The sequence below is a fragment of the Amycolatopsis sp. Hca4 genome (assembly GCF_013364075.1).
Taxonomy (GTDB): Bacteria; Actinomycetota; Actinomycetes; order Mycobacteriales; family Pseudonocardiaceae; genus Amycolatopsis.
On sequence record NZ_CP054925.1, the window covers coordinates 327893 to 341898 of the forward strand.

General features: G+C 73.4%; 10 protein-coding genes. All 10 read left to right on the forward strand.

Annotated elements, in window-relative coordinates:
• Positions 1–24 precede the first annotated feature (24 nt).
• Positions 25–2457, forward strand: a complete 2433-nt coding sequence (locus tag HUT10_RS01550) for a hypothetical protein (protein WP_176169540.1) — start codon at positions 25–27, stop codon at positions 2455–2457.
• Between the two features lie 14 nt (positions 2458–2471).
• Positions 2472–2918 (forward strand): phage tail protein, encoded by a 447-nt coding sequence (locus HUT10_RS01555; protein ID WP_003098522.1) that lies wholly within the window; start codon positions 2472–2474, stop codon positions 2916–2918.
• Positions 2919–2923: 5 nt separating this feature from the next.
• A complete protein-coding gene (locus tag HUT10_RS01560; protein ID WP_176169541.1) occupies positions 2924–3691 on the forward strand; it encodes a LysM peptidoglycan-binding domain-containing protein in 768 nt (255 codons plus the stop codon).
• Positions 3684–5507: a VgrG-related protein gene (locus HUT10_RS01565; protein WP_176169542.1), complete on the forward strand. Its 1824-nt coding sequence runs from the start codon at positions 3684–3686 to the stop codon at positions 5505–5507. The genes HUT10_RS01560 and HUT10_RS01565 overlap by 8 nt, the downstream gene beginning before the upstream one ends.
• A 13-nt stretch (positions 5508–5520) precedes the next feature.
• Positions 5521–5802, forward strand: coding sequence for a PAAR domain-containing protein (locus HUT10_RS01570; protein WP_176169543.1), 282 nt, complete (start codon positions 5521–5523; stop codon positions 5800–5802).
• Position 5803: 1 nt separating this feature from the next.
• The gene (locus HUT10_RS01575) at positions 5804–6229 is read left to right on the forward strand and encodes a GPW/gp25 family protein (RefSeq protein WP_176169544.1); all 426 of its coding nucleotides are present in this window, start codon (positions 5804–5806) and stop codon (positions 6227–6229) included.
• Complete coding sequence (locus HUT10_RS01580) at positions 6229–8190, forward strand: putative baseplate assembly protein (RefSeq protein WP_176169545.1); 1962 nt, start codon at positions 6229–6231, stop codon at positions 8188–8190. The genes HUT10_RS01575 and HUT10_RS01580 overlap by 1 nt, the downstream gene beginning before the upstream one ends.
• Before the next feature lie 205 nt (positions 8191–8395).
• On the forward strand, positions 8396–8935 hold the full coding sequence (locus HUT10_RS01585; RefSeq protein WP_176169546.1) for a phage tail protein: 540 nt from the start codon (positions 8396–8398) through the stop codon (positions 8933–8935).
• Between the two features lie 3 nt (positions 8936–8938).
• Positions 8939–9916: a zinc ribbon domain-containing protein gene (locus tag HUT10_RS01590; RefSeq protein WP_176169547.1), complete on the forward strand. Its 978-nt coding sequence runs from the start codon at positions 8939–8941 to the stop codon at positions 9914–9916.
• Positions 9917–9963: 47 nt separating this feature from the next.
• Positions 9964–13983: a VWA domain-containing protein gene (locus HUT10_RS01595; RefSeq protein ID WP_176169548.1), complete on the forward strand. Its 4020-nt coding sequence runs from the start codon at positions 9964–9966 to the stop codon at positions 13981–13983.
• Positions 13984–14006 lie beyond the last annotated feature (23 nt).

The window sequence follows — 14006 nt, forward strand, 5'->3', positions numbered from 1 at the left end:
GCCTCGCGGCCGGAGCTGCCGTTGGTGCAGCGGACCGAGCAGGCGGCGCCCCGGCGGCTCGGGCTCGGTGCGCCGATGCTGCCGGTGTCACGTGCGGCGGAGGGTGACACACCGGTGTCGCGGACGACCGGATCGCCGCCACTGAACAGTTTCCGCCCGCTCGAACCTGCGCAGACTACGGAGCCGCCCGGGACACCGGGCGGCTCGACGAGCGTTTCCGAGCCGTTGCCGGTCGCGTCGACAGCCGGGGAGCCGCTGGTGTCCCGGGTGGACGTGGAGGAAGCCTCGCTGCCGGTTTCGCGGGCGGCCGAGGCCGAGTCGCGGCCCGCGGAGCCATCGCTACCGGTTTCTCGGGCGGCGGAGGGTGAGGTGCGCGCCCCGGCGCCATCGCTGCCGGTTTCGCGCGCGACGGAGGCTGAGCTGCGCCCCACGGGGCCATCGCTGCCGGTATCGCGGGCGGCGGAGGGTGAGCAGCGCCCCGCGACGCCATCGCTGGCTGTTTCGCGAGCGGCGGAGGGTGAGTCGCGCCCGGCGACGCCATCGCTGGCTGTTTCGCGGGCGGCGGAGGGTGGGTCGCGCCCGATGACGCCATCGCTGGCTGTTTCGCGAGCGGTGGAGGGTGAGGTCGCGGTGCCGTCGCTGCCGGTCCTGCGGGCGGCCGAGGCACCGGGGCACACTGCGGCGCCGCCGCTGCCGGTTTCGCGGGCGGTGGGGGAGCCCTTGCTGTCGGTCTCGCGGGGGGCGGACGGTGAGGCGGGCCCTGCAGCGCAGGAGCCGGCGATGTCAGTCTCGCGAGCGGCTGAGGCCGGGGCGCCGTCGCTGCCGGTTTCCCGGGCGGTCGAGGGGCAGGTGCTCTCTTCGGAGCCGTCGCTGCCGGTCTTGCGGGCAACGGACGGGCAGCAGTCTTCGCTGCCGATCTCGCGAGCGGCGGAGGGTGAGGTCGCGCTGCCGGTCTTGCGGGCGGCCGAGGCGCAGGGGCCTTCGCATCCATTCGCGGGCACGGTCGACACCCGGGTGACCTCCGGAGCGGAGGAGTCGATTTCGGTCTCGCGGGTGGCTGAGGATCCCGTACGCCCCGCGGCGGAGCTAGCGTCGCTGCCGGTCTTGGAGGCGGTCGAGACCCGGGCACCCTCCGCGGCGGCCGAGGGGCAGGTGCCATCGCTGCCGGTTTCGCGGTTGGCTGATGGAGGGGACCGCTCCGCGGCGCAGGAGCCATCACTTTCGGTCTCGCCGGCGGTGCGCCCGACGGTGCAGGGCTCCTCATCGCCGGTCTCGCAGCCGGCCGAAGTCGAGGCAGGCCCCGCGGTGCAGGAGGCATCACTGCCGGTCTTGCGGATCGCCGACGGTGAGAGGCACCCAGCGGCACCGGGGGCATCGCTCCCGGTTTCGCGGGCGGCCGAGCAGCCATCGCTTCCGGCTTCGCGTGGGCCGGAGTCCGAGGTGCGCCCCGTGGTGCCGGAGTCGTTGCCGGTTTCGCGAGTGGCCGAGCCCCCGGCATACCCGGCAGCGCAGGAGTCTTCGCCAACGGTCGCGCGGCTGGCTGAAGATCCCGTGCGCCAGGTGGCGGAGCAGCCGCCGCTGCCGGTCGCGCGGCTGGTCGAGGATCCCGTGCGCCACGTGGCGGAGCAGCCGCCGTTAACGGTCGCGCGGCTGGCCGAGGATCCCGTGCGCCAGGTGGCGGAGCAGCCACGGCTGCCGGTCGCGCCGCTGGCTGAGGATCCCGTGCGCCAGGTGGGGGAGCAACCGTCGCTGCCTGTCCTGGGGCTGGTCGAGGATCCCGTGCGCCAGGTGGGGGAGCAGCCATCGCTGCCGGTCGCGCGGCTGGTCGAGGAGTCCGTGCGCCACGTGGCCGCGCAACCGTCGCTGCCCGTCCTGGGACCGGTTGGGACTCAGGCGCCCCCCGCAAAGGCGGACTCGCTTTCGGTTTCGCGGGCGGCTGAGGCCTGGGCGCCCTCCGCGGCCCAAGGCCCCTCGCTGACGGTCTTGCGGTCGGTCGAGGAGCCGTCGCAGCCAGCAGTGGGTACCACCGATCTTCCGCTGCCGTCGACGGCCCACAAGGTGCCGTTGCCGGTGTCACGGGTGGCCGAGCCGTCTTCGGCGACCGGAAGCCCCGCACAGGAAGTGCTGCTTCCCGTGCTCCGGCTGGCCGATGCCCCGGCCACGACACCAGCGCCCCACGACACCTTCCCCCTCGCTCGAACACCCGAAACCCCGCCGCTCCGCAGTGAACCCGTCGAAGCGCTCCCGGTCGCGAGGACCGAAGAACAGGCCCCCACCTTCACCCAGGTCGTCCAGCGCGATCCGGCACCTGCACCCGCACCCCAACCACACCAACCGCCACCCGTGGAGACCGAAGAGCTCGTCAAAAAGCTCTTCGACCCGCTCCTGCGCCGCCTCAAGACCGAACTCCGCCTCGATCGTGAGCGCCGGGGTGCGCTCACCGATCGCCCGCACTGAAGGAGGAACCGCCGATGCCGGACACCGAAGAGGCCGTTGCCGTGTGCTACGTCGTCAAGCTGGACGACAAGAACCTCGGCAACCTCGGCGCGTTCTCCAGCTGTGACGGCCTCGGCTGCGAATTCGTCATGGAACAGCGGGAAGAGGGCGGCAACAACGGCATGGTCTGGCAGCTGCCGACCCGGATCAAGTACTCGAACATCAAGCTCTCGCGGCCCGTCACCGAGGCCAGCTCGCAGATCACCAAGTGGTTCGCCAGCCTGGCGAGCGGGATCGAACGCAAGACCGCCACCATCGAGGCCCGCACCCTCGAAGGCAAGGTGATCGCCAGCTGGGCGCTCGAAGGCGTCGTCCCGGTGCGGTGGAGCGGGCCGCAGCTCTCGCCCGACTCGCCGAAGGTCGCCACCGAAACGCTCGAACTGGCCCACCACGGCTTCCTCAGCCCGGCGAAGAAGGGCTGAGCCCGATGTCTTCGCCCGTCACCTTCACCTCGGCCGGCTCGCAACCACCCGCCGCCTACGGGTCCGGGGCGCCGGCGCCCAGCAACCTGCAGCGGGCGCTGCTGGAAGTCCGGAAGCCGCCGCAGTCGGGCGGGACCGGGCAGCCGCCCGGGGAGAAGATGTTCGACATCAAGTTCCAGTTCAACCCCAAGGAACTCTCGGTCAGCAAGAACGCCAAGTGGGGCCGCGACGCGCAGCCCAACGCCAAGAAGAGCGCGCCGCCGCAGTTCAAGGGATCCGATCCGGCCAAGCTCGCACTCGAGATGTTCCTCGACGCCACCGACAAGATGGACGACGCCGTGGTCAAGAAGGTCGAGCAGCTGTTCACCTGCTGCGTGGCCACCGAGGACAGCCGCCAGCACAAGAAGCCCTCGCCGCCGTGGGTGATCTTCAAGTGGGGCGGCATGACCGGCTTCCCCGCCTACGTCTCCAGCGTCACCGCCAAGTACACGCTCTTCACGCCGTCGGGGACGCCGGTGCGCGCAGTCTGCACGGTCAACCTCGAGGAGATCTCCGGCGAGCTGGGCGGCCAGAACCCGACGTCCGGCGCGCTCGCGGCGCGGGACACGCACGTGCTCGTCGCCGGGGACACGCTGCCCTCGGTGGCGTTCCGCGCCTACGGCGACGCCGAGCGGTGGCGCGACATCGCCGACGCCAACGACATCGACGACCCGATGCGGCTGCGGCCCGGCACCCGGCTCCTGGTGCCCGCGCTGGAGGAGCTCGATGGCTAACGAGACCTTCACGAACACCCTCATGGTCGAGGTCGAGGGCACCGCGCTGCCCGACGACGTCAAGGTGATGCTCGGCTACGCCTACGTCGACGACAGCCGGAACCTGCCCGACACCTTCGTGCTGCGGTTCCGCGACCCCGGCACCGTCGTGCTCGACAAGGGGAAGTTCAAGGTCGGCGCCAAGATCAAGCTCAAGGTCCAGACGTCGGACCCGGAAGCCCCGCAGGACCTGCTCTCCGGCGAGGTCACCGCGGTCGCGATCGACCTGGACGCCCACGGCACGTTCACCGAGGTCCGCGGGTACGACCACGCGCACCGGCTGTTCCGCGGCCGCCGGGTCGCGGCGTACCCGAACATGACGGTCGCGGACGTGGTGCGCAAGGTCGCCCAGCGGGCGAACATCCAGGTCGGGAAGATCGACAACGTCAAGGGCTTCGGCGGCCGCCCGAACACCCAGCTTTCCCAGGACAACGTCAGCGACTGGGAGTTCCTGTCCCGGCTGGCCGACGCGGTCGGTGCGCAGATCGCCGTCCGCGACGGGAAGCTGAACTTCGAACTCCCCGAGAAGCCCTCCGGCGCGCCATCGACCAGCACCAAGGCCACCGCCGACCCGCTCGTCCTCGAGGCGCACGGGACGCTGCTCAGCCTGCGCGCCAGCGTCACCGCGGCCGAGCAGGTCCCGGAGGTGCGGGTCAACGGCTGGGACTACGAGAACAAGCTGCCGATCACCGCCACCGCCACCCCGAAGAACGCCGGCACGGACGTGCCGTCGGTGGACCCGGTGGCGCTGGCGGGCAAGTTCGCGAGCCCGCCCTTCCTCGACGCCGCCGCGCCGCGGCGCAGCCAGGGCGAGGCGGACGCGACCGCGAAGGCCCTGGCCGAGCGGTTCGGCAGTGCCTGCACCGAACTCGACGGCGTCGCCAAGGGCAACCCCAAGCTGCGTGCCGGCACCGCCGTCACGCTCACCGGCGTCGGCCAGCCCTTCTCGGGCAAGTACACCCTGACCAGCACGCGGCACCTGTTCAACGACGAGGTCGGCTACACCACCGAATTCGCCGTGTCCGGCCGCCAGGAACGCTCGCTCTACGGCCTGGTCGCGGGCGGGGCGAAGACCTCGGCGTGGCCGGGGGTGGTGCCCGCGCAGGTCACCGACCTCAAGGACCCGGCGAAGCTCGGCCGCGTCAAGCTGACCTTCCCGTGGCTGGACAAGGAGTTCACCAGCACCTGGGCGCGCACGGTCCAGCCGGGCGCGGGCAAGGACCGCGGCGCGCTGGTGCTGCCCGAGGTCGGCGACGAGGTCCTGGTCGGCTTCGAGCACGGCGACTTCGAAGCGCCCTACGTCCTCGGCGGCCTCTACAACACCAAGGACACCGCGCCGTCGAAGTTCACCAAACCCGTCGTCGACGGCAACAGCGGGGAGGTCGCGCTGCGCGGGTTCGTCTCGCGCAAGGGCCACAAGCTCGAGTTCGCCGAGGACGACGGGATCATCCTGTCCTCCGGTGACGCGAAGTTCGTGGTCAAGATCGACCAGAAGAACCAGGTCATCGAGGTGACCAGCGGCAAGAGCGTCACGGTCAAGGCGCAGAACGGCGTGAGCATCGACGCCGGCACCGGGCCGCTGGAGCTCAAGGGCCAGAAGGTGACGGTGAAGTCCCAGACCGACGCCAGCGTCGAGGCGGGCGCGCAGCTGAAGCTGAACGGCACCGCGGGCGCGAAGCTCGAAGGCGCCACCGTGTCGGTCGCCGGCCAGGGCCAGACGGAGCTGACCGCGAGCGGTGTCGTCACCGTGCGCGGCAGCGTGGTCAAGATCAACTGACGGGGGAGTGCGCATGCCACCAGCCGCGAGGGTCGGCGACCCGACCGGGCACCCGGGCGTCATCGCCGGGCCCGGCGTGCCGACGGTGCTGATCGGCGGGATGCCCGCCGCCAACGTCGGGACGCTGCACACGTGCTCGTTCCCGCCGCCCGCGGTGCACCCGCCGTCGCCGATCGCGCCGCCCGGCTGCCCGACCGTGCTCATCGGCGGCATGCCCGCGGCCCGGATGGGCGACATGGCCGCCTGCGGCGCGCCGATCGTCATGGGCTGCCCGACCGTCCTGATCGGAGGTTGACGTGGATTTCCTCGGCCGGGGACTCGCCTTCCCGCTGCACACCGACGCGACCGGCTCGATCGCGCTGGTGGGAGGCGAGCGCGAGGTCGTCGAAAGCATCCGGCTCATCCTGGCGACCTCGCCGGGCGAACGCCCGATGCGCCCGGAGTTCGGCTGCGCGGTGCACGACCTGGTGTTCGCGCCCGCCGACGCGGCCACCGCCGGGCAGATCGCCTACGAGGTCCGGGTCTCCCTGGAGCGCTGGGAGCCGCGGATCACCCTCGACGACGTCGTCGTCAGCTTCGACGAGGCCGACCGGGGCACCCTGCTGATCGACATCCGCTACCGCCTGCGCGGCACCAACGACCCGCGCAACCTCGTCTTCCCGTTCTACGTGATCCCGCCGCACGAGTCCGCAGCGCTCGATTCCCCCATGGACGGTGCGTGATGACCCTGCCGATGCCCAACCTCGACGACCGCCGGTTCCAGGACCTCGTCGACGAAGCCAAGTACCTGGTGCAGCGCAACTGTCCGGAGTGGACCGACCACAACGTCTCCGACCCCGGCGTCACGCTCATCGAGACGTTCGCGCAGATGGTCGACCAGCTGCTCTACCGGCTCAACCGGGTGCCCGACCTGCACTACCTGCGCTTCCTCGACCTGATCGGGGTGCGGCTGTTCCCGCCCGCCGCGGCACGGGCCGACGTCACGTTCTGGCTCTCGGCGGCCCGGGACGTCCCGGTGGTCGTCGCGGCGGGCAAGCAGGTGGCCAGCGTGCGCAACGAGGTCGAGGACCCGGTGGTGTTCACCGTGGAGCGCACGCTGAACATCGTGCCGTGCTCGCTCGCGCACCTGGCGACCGCCACCGCCGAAGCCGGGGTGCCGCCGGTCGACCGCACCGACGAGCTCCTCGTCGGCGGCGGCCCGGCGGCCTTCGCCGAGACCCCGGCCCCCGGTGACGCGGTCCTCTTCGGACTGTCGGACGCGGTGCCCGGCTGCGCGGTGCTGCTGCGGATCGACTGCGAGGTCGAGGGCCAGGGCGTCGACCCGCACGACCCGCCGTGGCTGTGGGAGGCGTGGGACGGCACCGGGTGGGCGGCGTGCGAGGTCGACCGGGACAGCACCGGCGCGTTCAACCGGGCCGGCGACATCGTGGTGCACGTCCCGGACGGGCACACCATGTCGGTGCTCGCGCGGCAGCGGGCAGGCTGGCTGCGGTGCCGGCTCGTCGAGGCCAAGCAGCACCAGCCGTTCTACCAGCGCTCGCCGCGGCTGCACGCGGTCGAAGCCTCGACCATCGGCGGCACGGCCGCCGCCGTGCACGCGGAGATCATCCGCAACGAGGTCGTCGGGACCTCCGACGGCACGCCCGGCCAGCGGTTCCCGCTCGGCAGGCCCCCGGTGGTGGTGGGGGAGGGCGAGCTGGTCGTCGAGGTCTCGGGCCCGGACGGCTGGCAGCCGTGGACCGAGGTCCGCTCCTTCGCCGACTCCGGCCCGGACGACCGGCACGTCGTGCTCGACCGGGTCGGCGGGCAGGTCGAGTTCGGGCCCGCGGTCCGCCAGCCCGAAGGTGGCCTGCGCCACTACGGGGCGGTCCCGGCGAAGTCCGCGGCGATCCGGGTGCCGGAGTACCGCTCGGGCGGCGGGCGGCGCGGCAACGTCGCCCGCGAGGTCCTCGAGGTGCAGCGGGACCCGGTCCCGTTCGTCAGCAGCGTGGTGAACCGGCGCCCGGCGATCGGCGGGGTGGACGGCGAGTCGGTCCGGGACGCGGCGGTCCGCGGCCCGCTGCTGCTGCGCACCCGCGACCGCGCGGTCATCGCCGAGGACTACGAGCAGCTCGCCCGCGAAGCGGCACCGGAAGCGGCCCGGGTGCGGTGCATCCCGGCGCACGGCGCCGACGGCCGCGAGACCGGCGCGATCCGGGTCCTCGTCGTGCCGGCCGTCCCCGACACCGGCGAGCTGGCCTTCGCGACCCTGATGCTCGAGCCGGGCATGCGCGGCCGGATCGAGCGCCACCTCGGCGAACGGCGGTGCGTGGGCGCGCTCGTGTCGGTGGAACCGCCGTTCTACCAGGGGGTCACGGTGGTCGCGCGGCTGCGTGCCCGCCGCCGGACGACGGCGGGCACGCTGGGCGCGCGGGCCACCCAGGCCCTGTACGACTACTTCAACCCGATCAGCGGCGGCCCGGACGGCGACGGCTGGCCCTTCGGCCGCCCGGTGCAGTCGGGCGAGGTGTTCGCGGTGCTGCAGCGGCTTCCGGGCGTCGAGCTGGTCGAGGACGTGCGCCTGTTCGCGGCGAACCCGATCACGCGCGAACGCGGCGAGCAGGTCGACCGGCTGGACCTGCCGCCGAACGCGCTGGCGTTCTCGTTCGGGCACCAGGTCCGGGTCCGGGAGGCGGGCGCATGAGCACGGGGACCGGCGGATCGCGGCGGCACGGGTTCGGTGGGCGGCCGAGCGGTTCTCTCCGGTGCCGGGCCGAGGAGAGCGGTTCCGGTCTCCGCGGCGCTCGCGGGGCAACGGTGCGGCGGGTCGTGGCTCCCGGGCGGCCGGTGGCGAGCGCCCGCGGGGCCGGTGGGCCGGTCGCGGCGGCCGGATGGCCGGGGGCGGGCGCATGAGGACCGGCATCCCGGGGCTGACCAGCCCGCACCCGATCGGCGAGCAGCTGCCCGCGGTGTACGCCGAGGACCGGTTCGTGCAGGGCTTCACCGGTGCGCTCGACGAGGTCCTCGCGCCGGTCATCTCCACTTTGGACAACTTCGCGGGCTACCTCGACCCCGGCGTGGCCCCGACCGACTTCCTCGGCTGGCTCGCCCACTGGGTCGCGCTGCGCGTAGACGAAAGCTGGAGCCCGGAGCAGCTGCGGCAGCTGGTGACGCGCTCGGTCGAGCTGCACCGGTGGCGCGGCACCCGGCGCGGCCTCACCGACCACGTGCGGCTGCTGACCGGCGGCGCGGTCGAGGTGACCGACAGCGGCGGGGTCGTCGCCGACCCGCAGCCCGGTGCGCCGCTGCCCGATCCCGGGCCGGCGTGGGTGCAGGTGCGGGTGCGGGTGCCCGACCCGGCGCGGGTCGACGTGCGGCGGCTGACCGCGACGGTCGTGGATGCGGTGCCCGCCCACGTGCGGGTCACGGTGGAAGTGCTGGAGGGCTAGCGGATGGTCATCTACGCGGAGTGCGGGCACCAGGGGCCCGCCGACGTCGAGTTCTGCGGCGAGTGCGGCCGCTACCTGAAGTGGGACGACGACGGCCCGGTGGCCGTGAAGTCGCCACCGGTGGTCCAGCAGCAGGTCGTGCAGCCCGCCGAGCCGATCGCCCCGGTCCGGCAGCCGGTGCAGCAGACCGTCGAGGAGCAGGTCCTCAACCCGGGCGACCTGATCTGCGGCCGGTGCGGCAAGGGCAACGCCCCGACCCGCAACTTCTGCAGCCGCTGCGGGGCGTCGCTGGCCGAGTCCCAGGTCGTCAAGACGTCGTGGTGGCGGCGGCTGTTCGGCCGCAAGCCGAAGGAGCACAAGGCCGGGGCGCGGCCGGGCAAGGACGGCGTCCGGCGCCGGACCGGCCGGGCCGGGGCCGCGCGCCGGACCGTCGGCAAGGTGATCCGCCGGGCCGTCGCCGTCGCGCTCATCTTCTCGGCCCTGATCTACGCGCTCTACCAGCCGTTCCGCAGCGCCATCAACACCGCCGCGGTCGGGTTGTGGAGCCAGGTGACCGGCATCTTCGAGGCCAAGCTCAACCCGGTCCACCCGATCAAGGTGACCGCGACCGCGCAGACGAACGGGCACTCGGCCCCGCTGGTCACCGACAACGCCAAGAACACGTTCTGGGCCGCGCCCGGCGACCGGGAACAGGTGCTGGTGTTCACCTTCGACCACCCGGCGGACCTGCGGAAGGCGATCGTGTACTCCGGCGACGCGGCGAACTTCCCGGCCGCGCACCGGCCGCAGAAGCTGCACCTGGTCTTCTCCACCGGCAAGACCTACGACATGGCGCTGGCCGACACGCCGGACCCCCAGGAAGTCCCGATCGAGCACAGCGAAGGCGCCACGAGCGTCGAGCTGCACGTCACCGGGCTGTACCGCTCGCTCGACGGCACGGACGTCGCGATCTCCGAGATCGAGCTGTTCGAGGCCGGCTGAGCCGCCGGAAAGCCGAGCCACCGAAGTCACCTTGGGGAGGACCGACCATGCGCGCGAACCGAGCGGTGGCGGGGACCGCGGTCGTCGCGGTGCTCGCCGGCTGGGCGATCAGCGGCGCGCTCGCGCCGACCGAGGCCCAGGCGCCGGCCCCGGCGGCCGCGCCGTACCGCGTCGGGTACGTCAGCGCGGCCACCACCAGCCTCTACCAGGCGACCGGCGAAGGCGCCGAACCCGCGCTCCCCGGCGGGGCCGGCGGCGTCGACTCCGACGCGTCGGCGGGAACCGGCGGGATCGTGTGGGTGAGCCACCGCGCCGCCGCCGGCAGCGCCGAACGCGACGGCGAGCTGTTCTACCTCCGCGACGGGACCTCGGCGGCCGTGCGGCTGACCGACGACGACGCCGCCGACCTCCGCCCGGCGCTGTCGCCGGACGGCCGCACGGTCGCGTTCGCCTCCGAACGCACCGGCAGCCGGAAGCTCTTCGTGATCGGCGTGGACGGCCGCGGCCTGCGCCAGGTGACGTCCGGCCCGGCGAGCGACGACTCGCCGAGCTGGTCGCCCGACGGCACCCGGCTGGCGTTCAGCAGCACCCGCGACGACCCGGCCGGGGACATCTACACCGTGCCGGCCGCCGGCGGGACGCCCACCCGCCTGACCGCCGACCCGGCTGCCGACACCCAGCCCGCGTGGGGACTCGCGCGGATCGCGTTCACCACCACCCGCTTCCACCCGGCGGGCGACGTGGCGCTGGTGGCCGAAACCGGCGGGGCGGTCACCCGCGCCGTCCCCGACCCCGGTGATTCGGCGGAGCCGGCGTGGTCGCCCGACGGCACCCGGCTGGCCTTCACGACCCGCGCGCAGGACCCGCTCGGCGACGTCAAGCAGGTCCAGGGCGGCAAGGTCTCGGTCATCTCGGCGCTGTCCGGCACCGGCGAGACCGAGCCGACGTTCCGCGCCGACGGCCGTCCGGTGTTCACCGAACTGCGCTCGGGCGGCAGCACGGACATCTGGAGCGCGGACGCCACCGGCGGCGACCGCCGCGACCTCACCAACCGCCCCGGCGCCGACGAGTTCGACCCGGCCTTCTCCGCCGACGGAACGCAGCTGGCCTACACCCAGGCCGGCCCCGGCGATGCGGTGGCGACCGCGGTCGTCGTGGCGAACGCCGACGGCAGCGCGCCCCGCGAGCTGACCGGCCGGGTCGACCGGATCAAGCGCGAGCAGCACCCGGCCTGGTCCCCGGACGGCACGATGATCGCCTTCACCAACACCGAAATCCGGAGTGAAACCCCGATCGACACCGTGCGGATCGCCCGCGTCGCGGACGGGAAGGTCCTCGGCGAGATCCCGCTGCCCCCGTACCTGTCCGGCAGCGACTCGCAGCCGGTGTGGTCCGCCGACGGCACGAAGGTCACGCTGACCCGCGCGGCCGCGCGGATCGCGCCGCCCCCTCCGTCCAGAGTGGACCCCGGGGTGGTCGACATCCCGGTCGGGCAGGGCTCGTCGGCGTCGATCCGCAAGACCGTGCCGACGGACAAGGTGCCCGCCCGGCCCGACATCGTGCTGCTGATGGACCAGACCAGCTCGATGGGGACCGCCCTGAAGGACATGCAGACCAACCTGACCCAGGTGATGGGCACCATCACCGCGGCGCAGCCGGAAGCCCAGTACGCCGCCGTGGCGTTCGGCGACCGCGACGACGTCGTCGACGCGAACAACCCGCACGGCCGCCTCTTCCAGGTGCAGCAGGACCTCACGAAGAACCAGGACGACGTCAAGGCCGCCTTCACCAGGATCACGCCGTTCGGTGGCGGGGACACCCCGGAGGACTGGATCTACGCCCTCGACCGGGTCGCCACGGGCGCGGTCACCTTCCGGCCGGACAGCAGCAAGATCGTCGTGCTGGTCGGCGACGCGCCGAGCCACGACCCCAGCGGCGTTCCCCAGCACCCCGACCAGGGCGTGACGCTCGCCCAGGCGATCGCGCACCTGAAGGCGCAAGGCATCCGGGTGGTCGCGGTGTCGGCCGCCGGCGGTGGCGGTGGCCTCGACAGCGACCCGGCGCACCAGGCGACCCAGGTGGTCGACGGGACCGACGGGGTGATCGCCAGCACCGACCCGGGAAACATCAGCGCCGTGATCGCCGAGAAGATCGGTGACCTGAAGGTGAAGGTGCTGCCGGTGCCGTTCTGCGACCCGGGGCTGACGCTGACCTTCGACCCCGAAGGAACGCAGCAGGTGCCGGGCGGCACGAACGCGAACTTCACCGAAATCGCCGCCGTCGCGCCGACCGCGCCCCTCGGCGCCGTCCTGCACTGCCGCGTGGAGTTCCGGATCGACGGCGAGAACACCGTCCGTCCCGGCTACACCGAGGACGTCACCGTCCGGGTGAAGGATCCGCGGCTGCCGCTGATCACCGTGCACGACAAGACCGTCACCGGCACCGCGCCGACGGTCGTCGAGTACCCGGCGACCGCGATCGACGCCGACCGCGAAACGGTGCTCACGCCGTTCTGCACCCCTTCGTCCGGCAGCCTCTTCCCGGTCGGCGCCACCACCGTGACGTGCACGGCGACCGGGCGCAACGGCACCGCCACCGAGACCGCCGTCATCTCCGTCGACCCGGGCGGGGAGTTCCGGCAGGAGCTCTGGCAGGTGGCCCTGACCTCGGGCCCGGACAGCGTCAGCGCCGGGACCCAGCGGGACCTTTCGCCGTCGTTCGGGACGCCGTGCGGCACCGGGCGCCAAGGCTCGGCGGACGTCTCGCCGGACGGCACCGCGCTCGTGTTCCACAACGACCGCCGTCAGCTCTGCGTCGCCCCCGCCGACGGCGGAGCCGCGCGCGTGCTGGTGCCGGACGCCGGAACGGTGGACGACCCGGCCTGGTCGCCGGACGGCACGCTGGTCGCCTTCGACAGCGCGCCGTCGGAGTCCCGGCCGGGCATCCTGACCGTGCCGGCGGCCGGAGGCCCGACGGCGGTCCTGATCGCCGGGCCGGGCGGTGCTTCGCAGCCGGCGTTCCAGCGGGTCGCCGACCTCGGGGTGACCGCCACCGCCGTCCCGCCCGCCATCCCGTTCGACGGGCTGACGACCTTCGAATTCGTGGTCACCAACCACGGCGTCGCCGCGTCGCCCGGCGTCGGGCTGTTCGTCCGGCTGACCCCCGGGTTGCGCCCGCAGGCGCCGATCACCACCGCGGGCACCTGCACGCCGGACCTCGTCTGCGCCTTCGGCACGCTCGCGCCGGGTGCGAGCCCGCGGGTGCGGTTCAGCGCCACCGGCGCGGTGTCCGGGCCGCAGGCCGCGACCGGCACCGTGACCACCGCGGGCCCGGACGCCGACGCGCGGGACAACTCCGCCACGGCGGTGGTCACCGTCGCCGAGAAGCCGCTGCCCCCGGTCACGCCGGGATCGCTGTCGGTGGGGCTGGCGGTGTCGGCCGTCCCGCTGTTCGTCGGCGGCGACGACGTCGTGCTGACCTTCCTGGTGCACAACGGTTCCGGGGCGCCGATGCCGAACGTCCGCCTGGTCACCCAGCTGCCGCCGCAGCTGCCCGCGACCTCGGTGGCCACGGGCTGCACGCCCGACGGCGGCAGCTGCGCGCTCGGGACGCTCGCGCCCGGCCAGACCGTCGAGGTCCGGATCTCGCTGGCGGCCGGTGCCGCGGCCGACGCACCGGTGTCGGGCACGGTCAGCACGAGCGGGCCGGACACCGATTCCCGCGACAACACGGCGAGCGGGCGGGTGGTGATCCGCCGGCCGGTGGTCACCGTGGACCCGGGCGTCGGCCCGCTGGGATCCGTCCCGCGGGTGACGGGGACGGACTTCCCGCCGGGCGCCACCGTCCGGCTGGCCTGGTCGGCAGGCATCTCGCCGGACCCGGGCCTGGCCACCGTGGGCGTCGACGGGAAGTTCGAGGCGCAGTTCCTGCTCTTCCACCACGACCTGATCGGGCCGCGCACGGTGGCGGTGACGCCGGTGAGCGGGCCGAAGTTCGGGACGGTGCAGTCGAACCAGATCCTCGTGGTGCTGCGCACCGAACAACCCCCGTTCATCACCCGCGGCTGACCGGCTCCGGGCCGGTTGCCCGT

Coding starts and splice junctions, on each gene's coding strand:
- HUT10_RS01590 (WP_176169547.1), top strand. CDS start 8,939: ATGGTCATCTACGCGGAGTGCGGGCACCAGGGGCCCGCCGACGTCGAG.
- HUT10_RS01595 (WP_176169548.1), top strand. CDS start 9,964: ATGCGCGCGAACCGAGCGGTGGCGGGGACCGCGGTCGTCGCGGTGCTC.
- HUT10_RS01570 (WP_176169543.1), top strand. CDS start 5,521: ATGCCACCAGCCGCGAGGGTCGGCGACCCGACCGGGCACCCGGGCGTC.
- HUT10_RS01565 (WP_176169542.1), top strand. CDS start 3,684: ATGGCTAACGAGACCTTCACGAACACCCTCATGGTCGAGGTCGAGGGC.
- HUT10_RS01585 (WP_176169546.1), top strand. CDS start 8,396: ATGAGGACCGGCATCCCGGGGCTGACCAGCCCGCACCCGATCGGCGAG.
- HUT10_RS01560 (WP_176169541.1), top strand. CDS start 2,924: ATGTCTTCGCCCGTCACCTTCACCTCGGCCGGCTCGCAACCACCCGCC.
- HUT10_RS01580 (WP_176169545.1), top strand. CDS start 6,229: ATGACCCTGCCGATGCCCAACCTCGACGACCGCCGGTTCCAGGACCTC.
- HUT10_RS01555 (WP_003098522.1), top strand. CDS start 2,472: ATGCCGGACACCGAAGAGGCCGTTGCCGTGTGCTACGTCGTCAAGCTG.